Raw genomic sequence first — 20,829 nt, 5'->3', positions numbered from 1 at the left:
CTCTGGGAAGACACGATATGTCGTGTGTCGCGATATGCGCAAGCCTCCCCGCGGGTGGCCTGCCGGTCTCAGTCCTCGTCGTCCTCGTCGTCCAGGCGGGCCAGCCAGGTGGCCAGCCGCTCCACCGGAACCTCGAAGTCCGGGTTCAGGTCGACGAAGGTGCGCAGCTGCTCGGACAGCCACGCGAAGCTGATCTCTTCCTCGCCGCGCCGCTTCTCCAGCTCTTCGATGCCACGGTCGGTGAAGTACACGGTTCTGCTCCTGGTCGGATACGTACCTACGGGAACGGGCGCGGCCGGACGCCTCCGCCCCAGGGTATGCCGACCCCGCCGCCGTCCCGTCCGCTCCCGGTTTCAGTCCCGGCCTCAGTCCCGGCCCCGGGCGGCGACGGCGTCCGAGGCCGCGCCCACGGCGATGCCCAGCGCGATGAGCACGACGCAGACATAGATCTCGTAGCCGTCGAGGAAGCCGATGCGGTGGACCAGCGCCCACTTGTCGAACCAGCCGGTGAGCGCGTACGCGATACCGCCGGCGCCCTGGGCGATCAGTACGAAGGCGATGATGTTGAGGAGCTTCTTCATGGGCCTTGAGCCTCACCGGGCCGCCACGGGCGGGATATCGGGCGTCGGCGTCGGACGGAGCGACGAAAGTCGACGATGTGCCCTCGCGTTGTCCTACCGAAGTAGCCGGGCGCCGGCGGGACGGGCACCGGAGTCGGCGCAGGCCGTAGATTCGCGGCATGGGTTCCGGAGACAACCGCGGGGCGGAGCGGCGCAACGCCAGGGAGTGGGCTGTCGACATCGGCGCGTTCCTGTTCGCCGCGTGCTTCCTGGTGCTCAGCACCGATCAGGTGGTGATCGAACCGGGTACCTCCGGGACGGCGCTGGCGCTCGACCAACTGCGCGGCGGACTGGCGTGCGCCGCGCTCTTCCTCCGGCGCCGCCGGCCGGTCGAGCTGGCCGTCGTGCTGCTGCTCCTGGAACCGTTCTCGCACTTCATGGCGGGACCGATCATGGTCGCGCTGTTCACCGTCGCGGTGCGGCGACCGCCCCGGGTGACGGGGTACGTGGCGATCCTGGCCTTCGCGCCGCTGCCGTTCGTGCTCGCCCACCGGCCGGACCTGGACGATCCGCGCACCGGCTCCGCCCTCACCTACTTCGTGCTGCTGGCCGCCACCGTCGGCTGGGGCCTGTACGTACGGTCGCGGCGCCAGTTGATCGCCTCGCTGCGCGAACGGGCCGACCAGGCCGCGGCCGACGCCCGCCGAGAAGCCCGCGAGGACGTGGCCCGGGAGATGCACGACGTACTGGCCCACCGGCTGTCGCTGCTGAGCGTCCACGCCGGTGCGCTGGAGTTCAACCCGGACGCCGGGCGCGACCAGGTGGCACGGGCGGCGAGCGTGATCCGGGAGAGCGCCCACCAGGCGCTCCAGGACCTGCGGGAGATCATCGGCGTGCTGCGCGCCCCGGAGACGGGAGACCGGCCGCAACCGGTGCTCGCGGACCTGGAACGGCTGGCGGACGAGTCACGCAAGGCCGGCGCCGATGTCCGGCTCGACCTTGAGGTGGACGGCGGCCTGGAGGCGGCCCCTGCCGTCGCGGGCCGTACCGCGTACCGCATCGTCCAGGAGGGACTGACCAACGCGCGCAAGCACGGCTCGGACTCCGGCGCACCGGTCACCGTCACCGTGCGCGGCGGCGCGGGCCGGGGCCTGACCGTCGAGGTCCGCAATCCGGCACCGTCCCCGGGGGCGGGCAGCTCCGCCCGGGTGCCCGGCGCCGGGCAGGGACTGATCGGACTCGCCGAACGGGCCCTGCTGGCGGGCGGCACCCTCGAACACGGCCGGGTGGACGGCGATTTCCGGCTCCGGGCCGCACTGCCCTGGCCCGGCACCGCCCCGGCCGCCGCCCCGCAGGCCGCACCGGCACCGGACACGACACACTGACGACACACCTGACGACGCCGACGCGATACACCGGAGGACCGCAGGGACACGGAGAACCGCACGGGACACGCGGAGGACCGCACGTAACACAGAGGACCGCACGGCCGCCGGGCTGACGCGACATACGGGCAGGCACCCGGTGGCCTGACCGGCGGCACACCGGCAGCCGCCCGGCGGGCAGGCTCGGCGTACGGACGGCGTACGGACAGCCGCCCGGCTGCCGGACGCCGCACATGTGCAGGCACCCGGCGGACAGCCGCCCGGCGGACAGGCGCCGTGAGCGGTGCGGGGCGCGGCAGCCGGCGGGGTCAGCGGGTGGCGGCACGGGTGTCGTCTCCGTCGCCCAGTGCGCGCTGCATCAGCACGGTGTCGATCCAGCGTCCGTGTTTGCGGCCGACGGCGCTCAGGCGGCCCGTGGTACGGAAGCCGTGCTTGTGGTGGAGGGCGACGGAGGCGTCCGTCCCGGCGTCGGAGATGACGGCGATCATCTGGCGTGCCCCCGCCGCGGCGGAGCGGGTCAGCAGCTCCCCCAGCAGGAGGCCGCCCAGTCCGCGACCGGTGTGACCGGGCGCGAGGTAGCAGGTGTCCTCGACCGTGTGCCGGTAGGCCGCCCTGGGGCGCCACGGCCCGGCGTAGGCGTAACCGGCGACCTCGCCGGCCGCGGTCTCGGCGACGAGGAACGGCAGTCCGCAGGCGGTCAGGCGGGCGAGCCGGTCCGCCCAGTGTGCGAGGGGCGGAGGCTCCTCGTCGAAGGTGATCACCGTCTCGGCCACGTAGTGGGCGTATATCCGCGCGCAGGCGCCGAGGTCGGCGGGCGTGGCCGGCCGCAGGAGGGCGGGGGCGATGGGGGTCAATCGGCCTCACAGTGCTGCTCGGGGCCGGCCCGGCGGCCGGTCCCGTCAGCGTAGGAGCGCTCTGTTTCCGTGAGGTTTCCCGCCGGTTGCCTCCACCGGCGGGGACTTGGCACCCGAGTCCACAACGTGCCTCGGCCGGCTCCCGGCGGAGGGTGGCCGGCCGGCATGCGCGCGGGCGGGTCAGCCCGCCATGTCGTCGACCGCCGCGTAGGCGAACGTCATGGCGGGGCCGATCGTGGCGCCGGGCCCGGGGTAGGTCTCGCCCATGACGGCGGCGGAGGCGTTGCCGGTGGCGTAGAGGCCGTCGATCGCGGTGCCGTCCGCACGCAGGACACGGGCGCGTTCGTCGGTGCGCAGGCCGCCCTTGGTGCCCAGGTCGCCGGGGACGACGGGGACGGCGTAGTAGGGCGGCCGGGACAGCTCGGCGAGGTTGGGGTTGGGCAGGGTGGGGTCGCCGTAGTAGCGGTCGTAGGCGCTCTAGCCGCGCTGGAAGTCGGCGTCGTGCGCCTGCCGGGCGAAGCCGTTGAAACGGTCCACTGTGCGGGTGAACCGTTCGGCGGGGACGCCCATGAGGGCGGCCAGCTCCGTCAGGGTGCGGGCTTTCTTCACGAAGCCGCTGCCGGTCAGTTCGCGGGGGAAGGGCTGGCGCGGGAGGAGCCCCATGAACACGTAGCGGGCCCGGGAGCGGGCGTCCAGGACCAGCCAGGAGGGGGGCCGTCTCGGCGCCGGTCTTCTTCCGGTGCGCGTACATGGCGTCGACGAACTCGTGGTACGGGGCGGCCTCGTTGACGTACCGGTCGCCCTGCTGGTCGACGACGATCATGCCGGGGATGCCCCGGTCGGCGACCAGGAAGAAGGGGGCGGGGTTGCCGGGGACGACGACGGAGGGGGCGCCCCACACCTTGTCCATGAGGTCGGCCACCGCACCCAGCCGCAGCCCTTCGAGGAGGCCGTCGCCGTCGTTGCCCTCGGGCGCGGAGCTCCAGTCGGCGCGGGTGGGCGCCGGCAGGTGCTGCTCGCGCAGCCGCTGGTTGCGCGCGAAGCTGCCGGAGGCCAGGACGACGCCGCGGCGGGCGTGGAAGGTGACCTCGCGGCCGTCGTGGCGGGCGCGTACCCCCGTGACGCGCCCGGTCTCGTCCGTCAGCAGCCGTGTCATGGGCGCGCCGAGCCACAGGTGGCCGCCGTGCACGCCGAGGGAGTAGCGCAGCCGGGCGACGAGCGCTTCGCCCAGGGACAGCGGTCGGCTGCCGGTGGCCAGGGCCTTGGCGGCGCGCAGCCCGACGCGGGCACAGGCTCGTTTGCCCGCCCAGGTGCGGGTGGCCATGTTGAGGTATCGGAAGTCGTAGGAGGTGAGGGTGAGTCCGTGGGTGGGCAGCGCGGCGCGCCGCAGCAGGGCGCGCTCGTGGGCGGGAAGCCGGTTGAGGTCGAAGACCTGCGGCTCGACCGAACGCCCGCGCACCAGCCCGCCGGGCCGTTCGGGGTAGTAGTCGCTGTATCCGTCGGTGTGGACGAATCTGACCTCCGTTCGGTCGTGGAACTCCCGCAGCATGCGGGGCCCTTGCGTCAGATACGCCTCCTTCCGGGCGGCCGGCACCCGGTCGCCGACGGTGGCGTCCAGATAGGCGCGGCCGGCGGCGTGGCTGTCGTCGAGCCCGGAGGCGGCGAGGTGGAAGCTCGCGGGCATCCAGACGGCCCCGCCGGACAGTGCGGTGGTTCCCCCGTACAGGGCGGTCTTCTCCAGTACGACGGAGGACAGGCCGCGCAGCCGTGCGGTGAGTCCGGCGGCGAGGCCGCCCGCTCCGGAGCCGATGACGACGACGTCGAAGGTGTGCGCGCCGCCGGGGTTGTCGAGTGTTCCCATGGTGCGCCCTTCAGCCCCGCTGTCCGACGGACCAGTCGTGGCCCCAGTAGCTGTCGGCGGTGATCTCCTCGGCGACGTACTCGGCCTCGTCCACGAGCAGTCCGTCGCAGCCGACCTCCAGGTCCCAGCCGCCGGGGGTGCGCACATAGAAGGAGACCATTTTGTCGTTGGTGTGCCGGCCCAGGGTGGAGGAGAGCGGGACGCCGTGTGCGGCGACGCGGTCGAGGGTGCGGCCCACGTCGTCCAGGGCGGCCATCTCGACCATGATGTGGACGAGTCCGGGCGGTTCGGTCGCCGGGACGCCCATCACCGCGAGGGTGTGGTGGCGGCGGCTGGTGGACAGGAAACGCACCCACAGCGGACCGCCCGCCTCGGGCGGGAGCGGCACGCCCATCCGGCCGCGCGGGGCGAAACCGAGCACCTCGGTGTAGAACGCGTGGACGGTGTCCGCGTCGTGCACGGGGACGACGACGTGGCCCAGGCCCAGGCCCCCGGTGACGAACCGGGCGGCGAACGGTGTCACCACCGGGGAGTGGTCGAGCGCGGGCCCGCAGAAGAACTCCAGCGGGGTGCCGCCGGGGTCGGTGGCGGCGAGCGCCGCCTGGACGCCGCGGGCCGCGCAGGCGGTCTCGTCCAGCTCCTCGACGGGTGTGCCGTGCTTCTCCAGCGCCGTGCGGACGCGGTCCAGCGCCAGGTGGTCGCGGACCTCCCAGCCGGTGGCCAGCACCTGGTCCGTGTCGCCCGGCACCAGCTCCAGCCGGTAGGGGCGCTCGTCCATGCGCAGCCGCAGCGCACCGTCCCGCGCGCCGGGCCCCTCGGCGAAGCCGACGACGTCGAAGGCGAAGCGGCGCCAGGCGTCCGGGTCGGTGACCCGGACGCGGACGTATCCGAGGGAGTGGACGTCGGACGGCACGTGGCCGACGGGCGCGGGGTTGCTGCTGCTCATAGGGCTCATGCGGGGACGTTACGCACGCTCCGGGCCGCCTCCTGAGCCCTCTTCCCGGTGGGTGGGAGGCCACCCACCGGGGCCCGCGGGAACGGCGCCGCGGAGCCGCTCTCACCGGAGGCCGGGGGTGTCCAGGGCGGCGAGGCGGTCGGCGAGCAGCCGGGCGCGGTGCCGTGCGGGCGGCCCGAACAACTGACCGGTGGAGTGGGCGCGTTTGAAGTAGCGGTGCGCGGGGTGCTCCCAGGTGAAGCCGATACCGCCGTGCAACTGGATCGTCTCGCCCGCGATCCACTCGTACGCCTCCCCGCACACCGACTTGGCCAGGGCGCCGTACCGCTCGGGGTGGACGGCGGCGGCGCGGGCCGCCGAGCGGGCCGACTCCAGCCGCGCGTACATGTCGGCCAGCCGGTGCTTGACCGCCTGGAAGGAGCCGATCGGGCGGCCGAACTGGACGCGGGTGCGCGCGTACTCGACGGTCAGCTCCACGCACCGCTCCGCCCCGCCCACCTGTTCGGCCGCCAGCAGTGCGCACGCCTCGTCCCGGGTACGGGCCAGCACGCGTGCGGCCGGCGCGCCAGGGGTGCCCAGCAGCCGGGCGCGGGTGGCCGCGAAGGTGCAGCGGCCCAGCGGCCGTGAGGGGTCGAGCGCGGGCGGCAGCTCGATGTGCGGCGCTTCCAGCAGTTCGAAGAGCGCGAGCCCGGCCCCGGTACGGGCGAAGGCGAGCAGCAGCTCACCGTCGGCACCGAGCACATGTTCCTTGCCGCCGGTCAGCAGCCAGTCCGAGCCGTCCGGGCCGGGCACCGCCTCAAGAGCGACCGCCTCCGGCTCCCAGCTGCCCGCCTCGGCCCAGGCGAGAGCCGCCGTCCGCCCCTGCGCCAGGCCGGGCAGCAGCCGGGCGTGGGCGTCGGTGTCCCCGGTGTGCAGCACGGCGCGGGCCGCCAGCTGTCCGGCGAGGTAGGGCACGGGGCTGAGGGCGCGGCCCAGTTCGCCGGCCACCACGGCGACCTCGGCGAGGGTGCAGTCCGCTCCCCCGTACCGCTCGGGCAGGGCGAGCCCCCAGGCGCCGATGGCGGTGGCGAGCAGCTGTGTGACGCGGGAGAGTTCGGCGTCACCGTCGCCGAGCGCCTTGCGGACGAGGGCGCGCAGTTCGGTCTGTTCGGGGGTGAGGTGGAGGGCGGGGGCGAGGGTGTCGGTCATCACTGTGCCGTTCCGGTGCGGTGTCGGGCGCGCAGGACGTTCTTGAGGACCTTGCCGGAGGCGTTGCGGGGCAGGTCCGGCACGGTGGTCACGGTGCGCGGCAGTTTGTAGTTGGCGAGCCGGGTGCGGGCCCAGGCCGAGAGGGCGTCCGGCAGGGCGGCCGGGTCGGCGCCCGGGCGGGGTACGACGTAGGCGGCGCCGACCTCGCCGAGCCGTTCGTCGGGTACGCCGATGACGGCCACGTCGGCCACGTCGGGGTGAGCGCGCAGGGCCTGCTCGATCTCGGCGGGGTAGGTGTTGAAGCCGCCGACGATGTACATGTCCTTGAGGCGGTCGGTGAGGGTGAGGTAGCCGCGTTCGTCCACGCTGCCGACATCGCCGGTGTGCAGCCAGCCGTCCGCGTCGACGGCGGCGGCCGTGGCCTGCGGATCGTCGCTGTAGCCGCGCATCACGTAGGGGCCGCGCAGCAGGACCTCGCCCTGCTCGCCCGGGGCCGCGCGGGTGCCGTCGCCGGTGACGACGCGCAGTTCGACGCCGGGCAGCGGCGGGCCGACGGTGTGCGCGACGGTGGCGGCGTCGGCGGAGGCGGGGCAGACGGTGGCGACGCCGCAGGACTCGCTGAGCCCGTAGGCCGTGAACACGTCCGCCACGCCCAGCTGCTCGCGGATCTCGGCCACCAGCCGCACGGGCACCCCGGCCGCCCCGGTGCCGGCCAGCCGCAGTGCGGACAGGTCGGCCGCGGACCGGCCGGGGTGCCGCACGAGGGTGTGGAAGACGGTCGGCGGGCCCATCAGGACGCTGACGCGCTCCTCGGCGATGCGGCGCAGGGCGCGGCCGGCATCGTAGACGGCCTCCGGCAGCATCGTGACCCCGGTCAGCAGGCACGCCAGGACACCCGCTTTGTAGCCGAAAGTGTGAAAGAACGGGTTGGTGAGGAGGTAGCGGTCCCCTTCGCGCAGCCCCACCGCGCGCGCCCACGCCGTGAACGCGCCCAGCGTCTGCCGGTGGGTCACCTCGACACCCTTGGGACGCCCGGTCGTGCCGGAGGTGTACAGGATGTCGGACAGGTCGTCCGGGAGCACGTCCTCGGCGCGGGCCGCGTACTGCCCGTCGGTGACGCGGGCTGCGCTGTCGAGATAGCGCGCGTAGCTCTCGCCGTGTCCGCCGCCGCCCGGCTCGTGCTGTATGGCCCCGGCGCCCTCGGCCGGCTTGTCTGTCTCACCGGCCTCTTCTGATTCTTCTGCCTCTTTCGCCTCGTCGACCTCTGCTGCCCCGCCAGCCTCTACCGCATCACCCGCCTCTTCCGCCTCACCGGCCGTCGGCAGGGTGACCGTCAGCTCCAGGTCGGGCAGTTCCTCCCCGGACCCGGCGAGGGAGCGGGCGTAGTCGGTGCCGAGGAAGGGACCGACGGTGAACAGGAAGCGGGCCCGGGAGCGGCGCAGGATGTCGGCCGCCTCGGCCGGTTTGTAGCGGGTGTTCAGCGGTACCAGCACGCCGCCCGCGCAGACGGCACCGAGCGCCGCGGTGATCCAGTGGCGGGAGTTGGGCGCCCAGACGGCCACCCGGTCGCCCTTGCGGAGTCCGTGCGCGAGGGCGGCCTTGGCGCTGCGGACGGTGCGGGCGTGCAGCGTCGCGAAGCTCCAGCGGTGACCGCCCTCGACCAGCGCTTCACGGCCCGGGTACGCCCACGCTGCGTACGCCGTCAGCTCGGCGAGGGTGGCCGGGGACGGGGGCTCCGCCGAGGGCGGGCGCTCCACCGGGGACCCGGCGGCCGGGCCGGGTGGGCCGGGTGGGGCCGGGCTGGCGTGACAGCCGGGAGGAACGCTGCGAGGGGTGGGAGGAAGGGGGCTGGCGGTCATGGCTGAGCCTCCGAAGCACCGTGCGGGACAGGGGGGTTGACGCGGCGGTGAGGGCGGGCTTTCAATCCGGTAACCCCGAGGTATTCCGATTAGGAATACACCTAGCAGGCACATGGTCTTCACGGAAGCGAGCGTCCCGATGAGTGCGACACCCCCTGCGACGACCGCCGACAACCGCCCCCGGCCCCGCCACCTCCCCCGGACCCGCCGTCGGCCCCGCCGACGGCCCTGCCGTCGATCCCGCCCTGATGCGGCAGGTGATGGGCAGCTTCTGCACGGGCGTCGCCGTCGTCACCGCGACCGGCGACGACGGCGAACCGGCCGGCATGGCCGTGCAGTCCTTCGCGTCCCTCTCCCTCGACCCGCCCCTGGTCTGCTTCGCCCCCGCCCGCACCTCGACGAGCTGGCCCCGCATCCGCGCGGCCGGCCGCTTCGCCGTCAACATCCTGGCGGAGGACCAGACGGCGCTGTCCCGTTCGTTCGCGGTCAGCGGCGGCGACAAGTTCGCGGGGGTCGCCTGGCAGCCCGGCGGCAACGGCGCACCGCTGCTCGACGGGGCGCTGGCCACCGTGGAATGCGCCGTCGAGTCCGAACTGCCGGGCGGTGACCACACCATCGCCGTGGGTCGCGTCACCGCGCTGCACCGGCCCCGCGAGGCCGGCCCGCTGCTGTACTTCCGCCGCACCTACGGGGTCTACGGCGCCCACGCGGCGTGAGGGCGCCCTCCCGGGACCGCCGCCCCGTCCGGGCCCCCCGGCCACCCCGGCGCCCCCGCCGGCGTCACACCTTCCGGCACTTCACCGTGAGTCCGTGGTAGGGGAAGCGCACGGTGCCGTCCTTCCAGCGCACGCTCCAGGGGGAGAGTTCGGGCTTCTCCCCCTCGCCGAACTTCAGCCCCATCGACTCCGCGACGTCCGACGGCAGTCCGTCGGCGGTGTAGGGGCCGTCGTCGCCCTCGACGCGCAGGGTGCCGCCGTCCAGTTCCCACGTTCCGCTGTGCGGCACGCCGTCACCACCGCGGCTCACCTCGTAGATGCCGTCGCCCACCGTCACGGTGGAACTGAGCGACCTGGCACCGTCGGTGACCGTGCAGTCCCAGGTGCCCAGAGCGGCATCCTTGAGGGACGTGCCTCCCGCGCAGGCCGCGACCACCAGCGCCAGCGGCACGGCGGCCCCTGCCGCCGCCCGTCTCACCCAACGGCTCACCGACGCACCCCCTTCGCCCGCACTCCTGTTCGTGCCCGGCGGGGTCACCCTACCGACAAGATCACCGGGCGTCCGGCGGAACGCTGTCGCCGAACACCCGGGAGACGGCCGCGCGGACGAGGCCGTCCACGTCGTGGGGAGCGGCGGCGAGGACGCCGGGGAGGGTCATCTCGTCCAGCAGCAGGCCCGACATCGCCAGGTAGAGCAGGGCGACACCCGCATCGTCGCCCGGCATGCCGATGTCCCGGTGGAAGGCGATGACGCCCTGGAGTTCGTCGCGCAGGAAACCCGTCAGCTCGTCGCGGAGGCCGGGGCGCCGGGTGGCCTCCAGGCGGAGTTCCAGCATGGCCAGGTAACCGCTGCGGTCGGCGCGCATGCGGGCCACCAGATCGCGCATGAACTCCCGCTCCAGAGCGAGGTCGCGCGGGGCCTTCAGCAGGTCGGCGTGGGCCGCCTCGTCGGGGGTCAGCCGCTCCCGGGTGCGCCGCATGATCTGGGTGAGCATGTCGTCGCGGTTGGCGAAGTAGTTGGAGGCGGTGCCGGTGGGCACGCCGGCCTCCTTGTCGACCGCGCGCAGGGTCAGGCCCCGTGAGCCCTCCCGGGCCAGGACTTCGATGGCCGCGTCGAGCAGCGCGGTGCGCCGTTCGGTGTTCTGCCGCATGACGGTTCTGCCTCCTCGGGATTCCGCTGATTCCCCGTTGACACCACTGCAAGTGAAGTACTACGTTCAAATCACTTCAACCAGAGTAGTACGAGCGAAGTGCTTCGAGGGAGTCAGTATGCGAGGTCCGTTCCCACGCCCCACCGCAGGCCGTCAGCCCCGTCACGAACCCTGGCGCCGCCCCGTCAAGCCACGTCATGTGCCACGCCACCGTCCGCTGCCCGGACCCGGCACCCGCCGCTGATCCGGTCCCGCCCCGGCCCCGGTCCCACACCCGTTCCGACCGGGCCGGCGTCCGGCCGCTGGGACGACCGCTGTGGGACCGACCGAATCCGAAACCCGACCGCACCCGGGACCGCGCCCGCACCACCGGCCTGCCGCACCCACACTGCCGGCCGGCCGCAGCCGAGCCGTACCCCCGACAGAAGGAGAGCCTCTTGCGCGCACTCGTCTACTACGTCGCCGCCACCCTCGACGGCTTCATCGCGGGTCCCGGCGGGGAGTTCGACTTCCTCCCGGTCCCCGAGGACATCACCGCGGACACCCTGGAGGTGCTGCCCGAAACCGTCCCCACCCACGTCCGTGCGGCACTTGGTCTGCCGGACCGCCCCAACCAGCGCTTCGACACGGCACTGATGGGCCGCGGCACCTACGAACCCGCCCTGCGCGAAGGGGTCACCAGCCCCTACGCCCATCTGCGCCAGATCGTCTTCTCCCGGACCCTCGCCGGCGAGGACCCGGCCGTGCAGATCATCGGCGACCGGCCACCGGCCGAGGTGGTACGCGAGCTCAAACAGCAGGACGGTGCGGACATCTGGCTGGTCGGCGGCGGAAAACTGGCCGCCGCGCTGCTCGACGAGATCGACGAACTCATCGTCAAACGCAGCCCCCGCGTGGCGTGCGCGGGGATACCGCTTTTCGACGGGGAGTTCACCCCCACCGCGTTCGTCCCGGTCGCCACCAAGGAGTTCGCCTCCGGCATCACCCGGACCACGTACGTGCGCGAGCGGTGAGCCGCCGCTACGGGCCGGGCTCCGTGCCGTCCCCGCCCCGCCGCTCCCGCGCCAGCTCGTCGAGGTCGGCCAGCATGTCCTCGGCGAGCTTGCGCTCCGCCTCGTAGTAGCGCTCCGCCCACCGCAGCACCAGCCGCGGATACGCCCACGAGGGCTCTCCTTCCGCGCCCTCCGCGTCCAGTTGGGCACGGTGGCCCATCTTCTCGGCGTACGCCTGGTGCTCTCGCAGGATGTCGCGCGCCTGCTCGGGCTCCAGCAGGTGCCCCAGCCAGAGGCGGAGCATCACCCCGTGCTTGAGCACGGGCGGTTCGACCGGCGCCCCGCGCGCCCACTCCCGTACGGCGGCCCGGCCCGCGTCCGTGATCGAGTACACCCGCTTGTCGCGGTTGCCGGTCGCCTGGGGGACGCTCCGTGCGGTCACATAGCCCGCGCCCTCCAGCCGTTTGAGCTCCCCGTAGATCTGGCTGAACGACGGCGACCAGTAGAAGAAGCTCAGCGACCAGTCGGCCCACTTCTTCAGGTCGTAGCCGGACAGTTCCTGCTCGAAGGAGAGCAGGCCGAGCACCGCCCAGCTGGTCGGCGGCAGGGGACGCCGGCCGGTGTCCCGCCCCTCGCCCGTCCCCGCGGCCTCCGCGTCCGCGCCCGCGTCCGTCGTCATCCCGCCTGTACGCCCTTCGTACGCCCCGCGCCGCCGCGCCTTCCACCCTTACGTACCACGCGCCGACTCTACGCCGCCGCCCGCGTCCCGCAGTCGCCGCGACCGTCCGGCGGGAAACCGCACCCCCGGTACGTCCCCGCCCGCCTCAGCGCGCAGCGCGCTCGTCATAGGAGCGGCGCGCCTGCCTGCGGATGACCGTGACCAGGAGCGCGACCCCCGCCACCAGGCCCGCGTTCAGCCACGTCGCCCCCGCCATGGCCGCCGCGGCACCCTGCGGCGCCAGCGCGAAGAAGACGCCGCCGACCACCGTCACCCCGGCCGCACCGCCGAACTGCTGCGCGGTCGTCAGCATCGCGGAGCCGATGCCCGCCCGTTCACCGTCCACCCGCCTCAGCGAGGCGCCCAGCAACTGCGGCAGCACCAGCCCGTTGCCGAGACTGGCCACCCCCAGCACCGCCATCAGCGCGGGCAGCCCGCCCGGCACCGCCTGCCCCCGCGTGGCGGAGACCAGGACGGCCAGCGCGAGCAGTCCCAGCAGGGTGAGCGCCGCACCCGCCTGCACGGCCCGCAGCCCCCAGCGGCCCACCAGATGGCGGCCCGCCAGCGACGAACAGGCGAAGGCGACACCGGGCGCGGTGAAGACCAGGCCCGCCGCCTGCGCGTTAAGCCCCAGCCCGTCCTGGAGCAGCAGGGTGAGGGTGAACATGAAACTGGCGAAGTACGCCATGAACACGGCTGCCGCGGCGATGCCCGAGCGGTAGCCGGGCTCCCGCAGCAGGGAGAGTTCCAGGACGGGTGCGCCACCGCGCCTCCGCAGCACCCGCTGCCACCGTACGGTCACCGCCCCCACGGCCACCGCCAGCGCCATGGAGACCCACGTCCACGCGGGCCAGCCCTCGGTACGGCCCAGGGCGAGCGGCACCAGCAGCAGCGCCAGCGCGACGGCGACACCCACCGCGCCCCGCAGATCGAGCCGGGCCGCGCCCGCACGGTGCCCCGTCCGGGGCAGCACCCGGTGGGCGGCCAGCAGGGTGCCCACCCCCACGGGCACGTTGACCAGGAAGACCGTCCGCCAGCCCAGGCCCAGGAAGTCCGCCTGCACCAGTGCGCCGCCCAGCACCTGCCCGGCGATGGAGCCCAGGCCCCCGGCGGCGCCGTACCAGCCGAACGCCCGCGAGCGCGCCCCGGCCGGCAGCACCGCCGTGAAGGACGCCAGCACCTGCGGCACCATGACGGCCGCGCCCAGGCCCTGGAGGAGCCGGGCGGCGATCAGCTGGCCGGGGGTGACGGCCAGCCCGCACAGCAGTGAGGCGACGGTGAAGCCGGCCGTGCCCGCCAGGAAGATGCGCCGGTATCCGTGCAGGTCGCCCAGCCGGCCGCCGGTGATCATGCCGCTGGCGTAGGTGAACGCGTAGCCCCCGACGATCATTTCGAGCGCCACCGGTCCGGCCCGCAGCTCCCTTCCCAGGGACGGGGCGGCGACGTTGACGACGAAGAAGTCGAACTGCGCCATGAAGACGGCGGACAGCAGCACGAGCAGCAGCGGTCCGGTGCGACCGGTGCGACCGGTGGCGGATTTTCCGCCGGCTTGTCCGGTGGCTTTTCCGGTGACCGTCCCGTCGGCTTCCCCGGTGGCGGGTTTCCCGGCGGCGGGTTGCCCGGCATTGGCTTCCCCTGCGGCGGGTTGCCCGGCGGTGGCTTCCCCAGCGGGATCGGCTGGAGCGGCAGGAGCAGCGAGGTCGGCCGGTTCGGCCTGTCTGCCGGAGCCGGACGGGGCATCCGGGGTGCCGGAGCCGGCCGGGGCCGTGTGGCGCGGGGCGGACTGAGGGGCCGTCGTCACCGGAGGCGGGGAGGCCGGCGGGGTGCCGTCCGGGCAGGCGCGGCCGGCGTCCGGGGCGGAGCGCTCGTTCATGGCCGCACGCTATCGCGGATAAAAAATATCCGGGATAACCGGGTCTAGACTTCAGCCATGAAGTTGTCGCAGGGGGTCGAGTGGGGCATGCACTGCGCGGTGCTGCTCGCCGTGGCCGACGACAGGGCCCCGGTGCCCCGCGACGCGCTCGCCCGGCACTACGGACTGTCCGAGACGAATCTGGCCAAGCACCTCCAGGCGCTCGCCCGCTCCGGCGTCCTCCAGGCCACCCCCGGCCCCCAGGGCGGCTACCGGCTGGCACGTCCCGCACAGGAGATCACCATGCTGGACGTGCTCGAAGCGGTGGAGGGCCGGGCCCGCCCGTTCGTCTGCCAGGAGATCCGGCAGCGCGGCGTCGGCGCCCTCCCCGCCGAGAAGTGCACCCGGCCCTGCGCGATCCACGCGATGATGGACGACGCCGACGAAGCCTGGCGCGCCTCCCTCCGCGCCGTGACGGTCGCCGACATGGCCGCCCGCCTCACCCCGGCCACCCGCGCCCACATCCGGCGCGAACTGCCCCACCCCTGACCCCGGCCGGCCGGTGCTCGCGCGGCCCGCGCGTGCGCTCCCCCGGGCCCCGTAAGACGCTGTCCCACTCAGTGGCACGTCTCGCCCTGCGGACAAGGTATTCCGGTTAGGAATACCCGTATGAAGTTCTCGATGATCTTTGAAGCGCAGATGGCGGACCCCTCACCCGCCCAGGAACGCCAGGTTCTGCACGACTGCGTCGAACAGGCCGTCCACGCCGAGGAGATGGGCTTCGACCGGGTCTGGGCCGTCGAACACCACTCACTCACCCAGTACGCCCACATGTCGGCCTCGGAGATCTTCCTGACCTGGGTCGCCGCCCGCACCCTGCGCATCCGCATCGGACACGGCGTGGTCACCATGCCGTTCGGCTACCAGCACCCGGTACGCGTCGCCGAACGCGCCGCGATGCTCGACGTCCTCAGCGGCGGCCGGGTGGACATCGGCGCCGGACGGGGGGCCACCGCGCAGGAGATGTCCATGTTCGGGGTGCGGCCCGAGGACACCTACCCGCAGATGGAGGAGGCCCTGCGGATCTTCTCCGCCGCCTGGCGCGAGGAGCGGTTCGAGTGGCACGGCACCCTCGACATCGGCCCCGGCGCGGTACTGCCCCGCCCGGTCCAGGAGCCCCACCCGCCGCTGTTCATGGCGTGCAGCAAGCACGACACCCTGCAACTGGCCGCCGAACTGGGCATCGGCGCACTGGTGATGGGGTTCGCCGGCGCCGACGACGTCCGCACGATGCGCAAGGTGTACGACGACGCCCGCGCGGCCCCCACCGGTGAGCGCTTCGTCTCCGACCGCCCCAACGACCACCTGGCGGCGCTGTGCCCGACCGTCGTCCTGGACGACGCGGAACTCGCGCTCCGCCTCGGCACCCGCGGCCAGCGGTTCTTCGCCGAGTCGATCGCCCACTGGTACGGCAACGCGCCCGCGCCCACCGCCTACGCGGAGGACGAGGACCACGTGGCGGCCATGAAGAAGGACCGCGACGAACTGGTCGCCAGACTGCACGAGTCGAACATCCCGGCCCGCCCGGTGGACACCGGCACCTTCAACGCCGAACACGCCTACGGCGACGCCGCCCGGGCCGTCGACTACGTGCGGCAGCTCGCGGAGATCGGCGTCGACGAGGTGATGTGCCTCATCCAGATGGGCACCGTGCCGCAGGAGGCGTGCATGGAGACCATCCGGCAGTGGGGCGAGCACGTGATCCCGCAGTTCCGCGCACCGGGCGCATGACGAAAGGGCGATCCGCATGACCGCATCCGTCCCGCCCGCGCCCTTCGACCTCACCGGCCGGGTGGCCGTCGTCACCGGCGCCGCCCGGGGCCAGGGCGCCGCACACGCCCTCACGCTCGCCGCGGCCGGCGCCCGTGTCGTACTGACCGACATCCACGAACCGGACGGCGAGAGCCCGGCCGACGCGGCGGCAGCCGCGGCCGGCCGCCCCGACGCCGCGCTCTTCCTGCGGCACGACGTGGCCTCGGCCGACGACTGGGAACGCGTGGTGGCCACCACCGTGCGGCGGTACGGCCGACTCGACGTCCTCGTCAACAACGCCGCCCTGTGGCACACCGCGCCCGTCGGCGAGGAGACCGAGCAAGGGTTCCGCAGCCTCGTCTCCGTCAACCTCGTCGGCCCGTTCCTGGGCATCCGCGCCGTACTGCCCGCGATGCGGGCCGCGGGCGGGGGCTCCGTCGTCAACATCTCCTCCACCGCCGGGCTGACCGGCATACCGGGCCACGCCGCCTACGGCGCCACCAAGTTCGGGCTGCGCGGGCTGACCCGGTCGGCGGCGCTGGACGTGGCCGCCGACGGCATCCGCGTCAACTCCGTCCACCCCGGCATGATCGACACCCCGATGATCGCCGGGGTCACCGGCGGCGGCGACGGTGTACGGGATCGGGAGTACCCCGGCGTCCCCCTCCGCCGGATCGGCACGCCGCAGGACGTGGCCCACCTGGTGCTCTTCCTCGCCTCCGACGCCTCCTCGTACGTGACCGGCGCGGAGTTCGCCGTCGACGGCGGACTGGCGGCACGGTGAGCGGGCCGGTGGGTGGGCCGGCGGACGATCCGGCGAGCGGCACGGCGGATGGGCCGGTGGACGGCCCGGTGAACGATCCGGGAGGCGCACCGGTCAGCCCCACGGCAAACGATCCGGTGCGCCGCACGGAGGGTGGCACGGTGGGCAGCCCGGCAGGTGGCTGCCCGGTGCACCACCCGGCGAGTGCCCCGGCGAGCAGCCCGGTGAGTGGCCCGGAGGTTGACTCGGCGAACGACCCGGCGGGTGATCCCGTGAGCAGCCCGGCGAACGACCCGGCGGGCGATTTCGTGAGCGGCCCTGCGGGCTGCTCAAGTGACCCGTTGACGCCAGCCGCACGGGCTCTGGCCGACAGCATCGCCGCGGCCTTCGGTGACCTCGGCCCCAACACCGACATCGCCGCGCAGCGCCGCCGCACCTCCCGGCCGCCGGACCCACGCCGCCGGCCGGCCTCCGTGACCGACCGGACGATTCCCGGCCCGGCCCCGGGCAGCCGGCTCCGCGTCCGCGTCTACCGGTCCGCCGGCACGCCCGCCACCGACGCGCCCGCCCTTCTGTTCTTCCACGGCGGCGGCTGGGTGCTGTGCTCCCTCGACACGCACGACGGCCTCTGCCGCGAACTGACCCATCTGACCGGTGCGCTCGTCGTCTCGGTCGACTACCGGCTCGCACCCGAGCACCCCGCCCCCGCCGCCGTCGAGGACGCCTACGCCGCGCTGCGCTGGGCCACCTCGCACCTGCGCGAGGAGGAGGGCGGCGATCCGCGCCGAATCGCCGTCGCGGGCGACAGCGCGGGCGGCAACCTGGCCGCCGCCGTCTGTCTGCTGGCCGCGGAACGCGGCTGCCCGCTCCCCGTCGCGCAGTTCCTCGCCTACCCCGTGCTCGACGCCCGGCTGGCGACCGAGTCCATGCGCACCTACGGGGACGGCCGCTTCTTCCTGACCGCCGCCCATATGCGCTGGTACTGGGGTCACTATCTGGCGGGCGCCGCGCCCACCCCGCATACCGCGCCCTGCCTGGCGTCCGACGAGGCGCTGCGCCTCATGCCGCCGGCGTACGTGCTGACCGCCGAGTGCGATCCGCTGCGCGACGAAGGTGACGCCTTCGCCGCGCGGCTTACGACCGTCCGGCACCGCACCGCGCCGGGCGTCTTCCACGGCTTCCTCGACTTCTTCCCGCAGCTGCCGCAGGCCCGCGAGGCCCTGGACGACGCGGCGGTGTGGCTGCGGGACCGGCTGGCCGCCCGGCGCTGACCCTGTGTGGCGTCAGGTGGCTTCAGGAGGCGGGCTCCCCCACCAGCAGCGCGTCGCGCAGCGCGACGAGCTGCCGGTCCGCCAGGCGGAGCCCGCCCTTCAGATACCGGTCGAAGGAGCCGTAGTCGTCCGACACCCGGCCGAACGCGGCGTGCAGATAGTTCTCCCGCACACCGAGCATCGGCTCGTAGGCGGCTTCCCGCGCGTCGGGCAAGTGCTCGCGGGCCTGCCGGTTGTAGCCGGCCAGTGCGGGGTTGGAGGCGAGATAGTCGCGGACCACGGTCCCGTGGGGCACACCGAGCGCGGTCAGCAGCGCTGCGGACGCCCAGCCCGTCCGGTCCTTGCCCGCCGTGCAGTGGTAGAGCACGGCCTTGTCGGCGCCGGCGACCGCGGTGAACAGGGTGCGGTAGGCCCTGCGGCCGGTCTTCTTCGCGACGAAGTCGCCGTAGGAGTCACGCATCAGCGTGCGGGCGTGATGGGCGGAGGCGGGCGGGGTGTTGGCGATGCTCCTGCCGGGCCCCAGCACGTCGAGCAGCCGCGGACGCGGGTCGGCGCCGCGCAGCGCGTCCGGCTGGGCCCGGGCCTCGTCCACGGTGCGCAGGTCGTAGACGGAGCCGATGCCCAGCTCGCGGAGGGTGCGCCGGTCGGCGGCGGAGATCCGCTCCAGCCCGGCCGAACGGTAGACCTTGCCCATGGCCACCCACCGTCCGTCGGCTGTGCGGTAGCCGCCCGCGTCGCGGAAGTTGGGCACGGAGGCCAGGCCGAGGGAACGGTCGGCCAGCCGCAGCGCGCGGCCCCGGTCCGGCACCAGCCGGAACCAGCGCCGCCCGTGTGCGGCCACCCCCCGCACCGTGGCCGTACCGCGCGGCCCGCCCTCCGCGACGGGCTCGCCCCTGCCTTCCGCGTAGATCCGTACGGTGGCGACGCCGGGCGCCGACCACCGCACCGTCGAGGTGCCGCCCGGGTTGTCGGTGACCCGGGCGGAGACGAACGGGATGACATCGGGTGCCGGGCCGTCGTCCGCCACCCGTTCGTTCCCGCAGCCCGTCATCAGCAGGGCCATGGCCGAGAGGGTGACACCGAACCGTGCGCTCCGGCGGCCTTCGGCGGCCCGCAGCATCAGTCGCATGCCGTGAACGTAGGGAGGGGCCGGATCCCCGCCCAGCGCGGCGCCCGCTGACCGGGACGGCGCTGTCAGGCCCCGGTCGTCGACCCGGGCCGCACGATCATCAGGACGACGACCACGGCCCACAGCAGGTTGAAGGCGCCGGTGGCCATGGCGAGCCGGGCGGCTGCGGCCCGCGGGTCGGGGACCCGCGGCGCGCTCTCGCCCTCGTCCAGGCCGATACCGGCGGCCCCCAGCAGCCGGGCCTGGCGCGGGAGTATCACCGCTCCCAGGAGGGCCGCGGCGAGCACGGTCAGCACCATGGAGGTCACCAGCCAGGCGTCGCCCAGGACGCCCAGCTGGGAGCCGGTCGCCAGGCCGAAGACGGGGACCGCCACGCCCAGGACGGCGTACACGCGGCAGATGCGGTGCAGCAGCAGTGCGGCGGTCGGGCCGCCGCTCGGTTGTGCTTCCGGCTCGCCGGTGCCTTGTCCGGTGTTCTGTGCGGTGTTCTGTCCGGTGCTTTGTGCCGTGTTCTGTCCGGCCGACTCGCCGGTGTTTGCGAAGAGCTTTCTGGCGAACGGCGGGAACATCGACGCGGCGACCGCCACGGGGCCCACCGCGAGGATCGCGGCGAGCACATGGAGAGACAGCAGCAGCTTGGTCACGGGGACCCCCGGTCCTTGAGCATATGTTGGCTGCCAATAGGTAGCACACCAAGATATTTTTTGCGTAGGCTGCCTACCCATGAGGACGGATGCGGTACGAGGACACCTCGACGGACTGCTGCTGGCCGTGCTGGAACCCGGGCCGCTGCACGGGTACGCCATCATCAACGCCGTCCAGGAACGCAGCGGCGGCGCACTGGAACTGCGCACCGGCACCATCTATCCGGCGCTCAACCGGCTGGAGCGGCTCGGCCTGCTGGAGAGCCACCGGCAGTCGGTCGGCGAACGGCACCGCCGCTGCTACGCACTCACCGACGCCGGACACCGCGCCCTCGCCCAGGAGCGCACCTCCTGGGCGGAGTTCACCGCGGCGATCGGTGCGGTGCTCGGTGCTCCCCGGCCCCGTCCCGCGTCATGAGCACCCGCCACGACCCCGTGACGGCCTACGTCGCCGCACTGGAGAAGACACTGCGTGGCCCGCGCCGGGCCACCGACCGGCTCGTCACGGACATCCGCGAGGGGCTGACCGACACCACCGACGCCTACCTGGCCGAGGGCCTGTCCCGTCACGAGGCGGCCGACCGCGCGGTGCGCGATTTCGGTCCGGTGCGGGAACTGGCCGCCGTGTGCCAGCGCGAACTGACCCTCGCGCAGGCACGGGAGACGGCCCGGGCCGCCGCCGTCTCGGTGCCCCTTCTGCTGGCGTGCTGGTTCCTGGCCCGCGGCGCGGTCGGCGGTGCTGCCGCGCCGGTGGCACTCCTGGCCGTGCTCGCCCTGCTGCTGGCCGCCGTGGTGCCCGCCCTCACCACGGGGCCGCTGGCCCGGCGGCTGCCGGCTCCCCGGGCCCTGCCCCGTCTGGTGGCCTGGGCCAGCACGGCTGTCGGCACCGGCATGGGGGCAGCCGTCCTGGGGCTGGGCGTCGCGGTCTGCCTCACGGGGGAATGGGCGCTGACCGTGCCGGCTCTTGCGCTGGCCGCCGCCTCCCATGTGGTGATGGGCGGCGCCGCCCGTGGCAGCCGGCGGTGTCTGGTGGTGCGCTGAGCGGTGTTGCGGCGGGGGTGTGTGGTGGTGCGGGGCCGGTATCAGTGGGGCGGGGGGGGGGGGGGGGGGGGGGGTTTT

23 protein-coding genes and 1 pseudogene are annotated in these 20,829 nt (G+C 73.9%); 9 read left to right on the top strand and 15 right to left on the bottom strand.

Going from position 1 to position 20,829, the window contains the following annotated elements:
• Window positions 1-68 precede the first annotated feature (68 nt).
• Together IO40_RS0130475 and IO40_RS0130470 are read right to left on the bottom strand one after the other, a co-directional pair.
• Entirely contained in the window at window positions 69-251 is a 183-nt protein-coding gene (locus IO40_RS0130475; protein ID WP_016469752.1) for a DUF6104 family protein, read from the bottom strand.
• 114 nt (window positions 252-365) lie between these two features.
• Entirely contained in the window at window positions 366-581 is a 216-nt protein-coding gene (locus IO40_RS0130470) for a hypothetical protein (protein ID WP_016469751.1), read from the bottom strand.
• A gap of 158 nt (window positions 582-739) precedes the next feature.
• Here IO40_RS0130470 and IO40_RS0130465 point away from each other — a divergent pair, with 158 nt between their 5' ends.
• Window positions 740-1,945: a sensor histidine kinase gene (locus tag IO40_RS0130465; protein ID WP_016469750.1), complete on the top strand. Its 1,206-nt coding sequence runs from the start codon at window positions 740-742 to the stop codon at window positions 1,943-1,945.
• Between the two features lie 308 nt (window positions 1,946-2,253).
• Here the strand turns inward: IO40_RS0130465 and IO40_RS0130460 are convergent, their stop codons facing one another.
• The 7 genes and pseudogenes from IO40_RS0130460 to IO40_RS0130440 form a co-directional block, all read right to left on the bottom strand.
• Window positions 2,254-2,799: a GNAT family N-acetyltransferase gene (locus IO40_RS0130460; protein ID WP_016469749.1), complete on the bottom strand. Its 546-nt coding sequence runs from the start codon at window positions 2,797-2,799 to the stop codon at window positions 2,254-2,256.
• 180 nt (window positions 2,800-2,979) lie between these two features.
• On the bottom strand, window positions 2,980-3,219 hold the full coding sequence (locus tag IO40_RS38325) for an FAD-binding protein (RefSeq protein ID WP_234315606.1): 240 nt from the start codon (window positions 3,217-3,219) through the stop codon (window positions 2,980-2,982).
• A 57-nt stretch (window positions 3,220-3,276) separates the two neighbouring features.
• Complete coding sequence (locus IO40_RS39225) at window positions 3,277-3,462, bottom strand: hypothetical protein (RefSeq protein WP_234315602.1); 186 nt, start codon at window positions 3,460-3,462, stop codon at window positions 3,277-3,279.
• Between the two features lie 97 nt (window positions 3,463-3,559).
• Window positions 3,560-4,660, bottom strand: a pseudogene (locus IO40_RS34315) (FAD-binding protein); the annotation flags it as partial.
• Window positions 4,661-4,670: 10 nt separating this feature from the next.
• Window positions 4,671-5,615 carry a VOC family protein gene (locus IO40_RS0130450; RefSeq protein WP_234336603.1) on the bottom strand — a complete coding sequence of 315 codons (945 nt, stop codon included), beginning with the start codon at window positions 5,613-5,615 and terminating at the stop codon, window positions 4,671-4,673.
• A 102-nt stretch (window positions 5,616-5,717) separates the two neighbouring features.
• Window positions 5,718-6,803, bottom strand: a complete 1,086-nt coding sequence (locus IO40_RS0130445) for an acyl-CoA dehydrogenase family protein (RefSeq protein WP_031176543.1) — start codon at window positions 6,801-6,803, stop codon at window positions 5,718-5,720.
• Window positions 6,803-8,662 (bottom strand): AMP-binding protein, encoded by a 1,860-nt coding sequence (locus IO40_RS0130440; protein ID WP_063830998.1) that lies wholly within the window; start codon window positions 8,660-8,662, stop codon window positions 6,803-6,805. Before IO40_RS0130440 ends, IO40_RS0130445 begins: the two co-directional genes overlap by 1 nt.
• Window positions 8,663-8,805: 143 nt before the next feature.
• Here IO40_RS0130440 and IO40_RS0130435 point away from each other — a divergent pair, with 143 nt between their 5' ends.
• Window positions 8,806-9,378 (top strand): flavin reductase family protein, encoded by a 573-nt coding sequence (locus IO40_RS0130435; RefSeq protein WP_234336602.1) that lies wholly within the window; start codon window positions 8,806-8,808, stop codon window positions 9,376-9,378.
• Window positions 9,379-9,442: 64 nt separating this feature from the next.
• Here IO40_RS0130435 and IO40_RS0130430 read toward each other — a convergent pair whose 3' ends face one another.
• Window positions 9,443-9,868 carry a hypothetical protein gene (locus IO40_RS0130430; protein WP_016469743.1) on the bottom strand — a complete coding sequence of 142 codons (426 nt, stop codon included), beginning with the start codon at window positions 9,866-9,868 and terminating at the stop codon, window positions 9,443-9,445.
• A 61-nt stretch (window positions 9,869-9,929) separates the two neighbouring features.
• Complete coding sequence (locus IO40_RS0130425; RefSeq protein ID WP_016469742.1) at window positions 9,930-10,529, bottom strand: TetR/AcrR family transcriptional regulator; 600 nt, start codon at window positions 10,527-10,529, stop codon at window positions 9,930-9,932.
• Between the two features lie 437 nt (window positions 10,530-10,966).
• Here IO40_RS0130425 and IO40_RS0130420 point away from each other — a divergent pair, with 437 nt between their 5' ends.
• Entirely contained in the window at window positions 10,967-11,542 is a 576-nt protein-coding gene (locus IO40_RS0130420; protein ID WP_031031294.1) for a dihydrofolate reductase family protein, read from the top strand.
• A 7-nt stretch (window positions 11,543-11,549) separates the two neighbouring features.
• Here IO40_RS0130420 and IO40_RS0130415 read toward each other — a convergent pair whose 3' ends face one another.
• On the bottom strand, window positions 11,550-12,200 hold the full coding sequence (locus IO40_RS0130415) for a PadR family transcriptional regulator (protein ID WP_016469740.1): 651 nt from the start codon (window positions 12,198-12,200) through the stop codon (window positions 11,550-11,552).
• A gap of 145 nt (window positions 12,201-12,345) precedes the next feature.
• Window positions 12,346-14,112: an MFS transporter gene (locus tag IO40_RS34310; RefSeq protein ID WP_031176540.1), complete on the bottom strand. Its 1,767-nt coding sequence runs from the start codon at window positions 14,110-14,112 to the stop codon at window positions 12,346-12,348.
• A gap of 57 nt (window positions 14,113-14,169) precedes the next feature.
• On the opposite strand from IO40_RS34310, the gene IO40_RS0130405 reads away from it, so the two are divergent.
• The 4 genes from IO40_RS0130405 (at window position 14,170) to IO40_RS0130390 (ending at window position 17,937) form a co-directional block, all read left to right on the top strand.
• Window positions 14,170-14,640: an RrF2 family transcriptional regulator gene (locus IO40_RS0130405; RefSeq protein WP_016469738.1), complete on the top strand. Its 471-nt coding sequence runs from the start codon at window positions 14,170-14,172 to the stop codon at window positions 14,638-14,640.
• A 120-nt stretch (window positions 14,641-14,760) separates the two neighbouring features.
• Window positions 14,761-15,882 (top strand): LLM class flavin-dependent oxidoreductase, encoded by a 1,122-nt coding sequence (locus tag IO40_RS0130400; protein WP_031176539.1) that lies wholly within the window; start codon window positions 14,761-14,763, stop codon window positions 15,880-15,882.
• A 16-nt stretch (window positions 15,883-15,898) separates the two neighbouring features.
• On the top strand, window positions 15,899-16,687 hold the full coding sequence (locus IO40_RS0130395) for a glucose 1-dehydrogenase (RefSeq protein ID WP_031176538.1): 789 nt from the start codon (window positions 15,899-15,901) through the stop codon (window positions 16,685-16,687).
• 251 nt (window positions 16,688-16,938) lie between these two features.
• Entirely contained in the window at window positions 16,939-17,937 is a 999-nt protein-coding gene (locus IO40_RS0130390; RefSeq protein ID WP_164439886.1) for an alpha/beta hydrolase, read from the top strand.
• Between the two features lie 22 nt (window positions 17,938-17,959).
• On the opposite strand, the gene IO40_RS0130385 is transcribed toward IO40_RS0130390, so the two are convergent.
• A complete protein-coding gene (locus IO40_RS0130385) occupies window positions 17,960-19,066 on the bottom strand; it encodes a tyrosine-protein phosphatase (protein ID WP_016469734.1) in 1,107 nt (368 codons plus the stop codon).
• A 65-nt stretch (window positions 19,067-19,131) separates the two neighbouring features.
• Window positions 19,132-19,710: a PT domain-containing protein gene (locus IO40_RS0130380; RefSeq protein WP_016469733.1), complete on the bottom strand. Its 579-nt coding sequence runs from the start codon at window positions 19,708-19,710 to the stop codon at window positions 19,132-19,134.
• 79 nt (window positions 19,711-19,789) lie between these two features.
• On the opposite strand from IO40_RS0130380, the gene IO40_RS0130375 reads away from it, so the two are divergent.
• Entirely contained in the window at window positions 19,790-20,128 is a 339-nt protein-coding gene (locus IO40_RS0130375; RefSeq protein ID WP_016469732.1) for a PadR family transcriptional regulator, read from the top strand.
• Window positions 20,125-20,751: a permease prefix domain 1-containing protein gene (locus tag IO40_RS0130370; protein ID WP_016469731.1), complete on the top strand. Its 627-nt coding sequence runs from the start codon at window positions 20,125-20,127 to the stop codon at window positions 20,749-20,751. Before IO40_RS0130375 ends, IO40_RS0130370 begins: the two co-directional genes overlap by 4 nt.
• Window positions 20,752-20,829 lie beyond the last annotated feature (78 nt).

The organism is Streptomyces albus subsp. albus (assembly GCF_000725885.1).
Classification (GTDB): Bacteria; Actinomycetota; Actinomycetes; order Streptomycetales; family Streptomycetaceae; genus Streptomyces; species Streptomyces albus.
This window is presented reverse-complemented; position numbering and strand designations above follow the sequence as displayed.

What these genes read in the sequence shown, in the direction of transcription:
- IO40_RS0130470 (WP_016469751.1), bottom strand. Translation starts at nt 581, where the DNA reads ATGAAGAAGCTCCTCAACATCATCGCCTTCGTACTGATCGCCCAGGGC.
- IO40_RS0130465 (WP_016469750.1), top strand. Translation starts at nt 740, where the DNA reads ATGGGTTCCGGAGACAACCGCGGGGCGGAGCGGCGCAACGCCAGGGAG.
- IO40_RS39225 (WP_234315602.1), bottom strand. Translation starts at nt 3,462, where the DNA reads ATGGGGCTCCTCCCGCGCCAGCCCTTCCCCCGCGAACTGACCGGCAGC.
- IO40_RS0130450 (WP_234336603.1), bottom strand. Translation starts at nt 5,615, where the DNA reads ATGAGCCCTATGAGCAGCAGCAACCCCGCGCCCGTCGGCCACGTGCCG.
- IO40_RS0130445 (WP_031176543.1), bottom strand. Translation starts at nt 6,803, where the DNA reads ATGACCGACACCCTCGCCCCCGCCCTCCACCTCACCCCCGAACAGACC.
- IO40_RS0130440 (WP_063830998.1), bottom strand. Translation starts at nt 8,662, where the DNA reads ATGACCGCCAGCCCCCTTCCTCCCACCCCTCGCAGCGTTCCTCCCGGC.
- IO40_RS0130425 (WP_016469742.1), bottom strand. Translation starts at nt 10,529, where the DNA reads ATGCGGCAGAACACCGAACGGCGCACCGCGCTGCTCGACGCGGCCATC.
- IO40_RS0130415 (WP_016469740.1), bottom strand. Translation starts at nt 12,200, where the DNA reads ATGACGACGGACGCGGGCGCGGACGCGGAGGCCGCGGGGACGGGCGAG.
- IO40_RS34310 (WP_031176540.1), bottom strand. Translation starts at nt 14,112, where the DNA reads ATGAACGAGCGCTCCGCCCCGGACGCCGGCCGCGCCTGCCCGGACGGC.
- IO40_RS0130405 (WP_016469738.1), top strand. Translation starts at nt 14,170, where the DNA reads ATGAAGTTGTCGCAGGGGGTCGAGTGGGGCATGCACTGCGCGGTGCTG.
- IO40_RS0130400 (WP_031176539.1), top strand. Translation starts at nt 14,761, where the DNA reads ATGAAGTTCTCGATGATCTTTGAAGCGCAGATGGCGGACCCCTCACCC.
- IO40_RS0130395 (WP_031176538.1), top strand. Translation starts at nt 15,899, where the DNA reads ATGACCGCATCCGTCCCGCCCGCGCCCTTCGACCTCACCGGCCGGGTG.
- IO40_RS0130385 (WP_016469734.1), bottom strand. Translation starts at nt 19,066, where the DNA reads ATGCGACTGATGCTGCGGGCCGCCGAAGGCCGCCGGAGCGCACGGTTC.
- IO40_RS0130375 (WP_016469732.1), top strand. Translation starts at nt 19,790, where the DNA reads ATGAGGACGGATGCGGTACGAGGACACCTCGACGGACTGCTGCTGGCC.
- IO40_RS0130370 (WP_016469731.1), top strand. Translation starts at nt 20,125, where the DNA reads ATGAGCACCCGCCACGACCCCGTGACGGCCTACGTCGCCGCACTGGAG.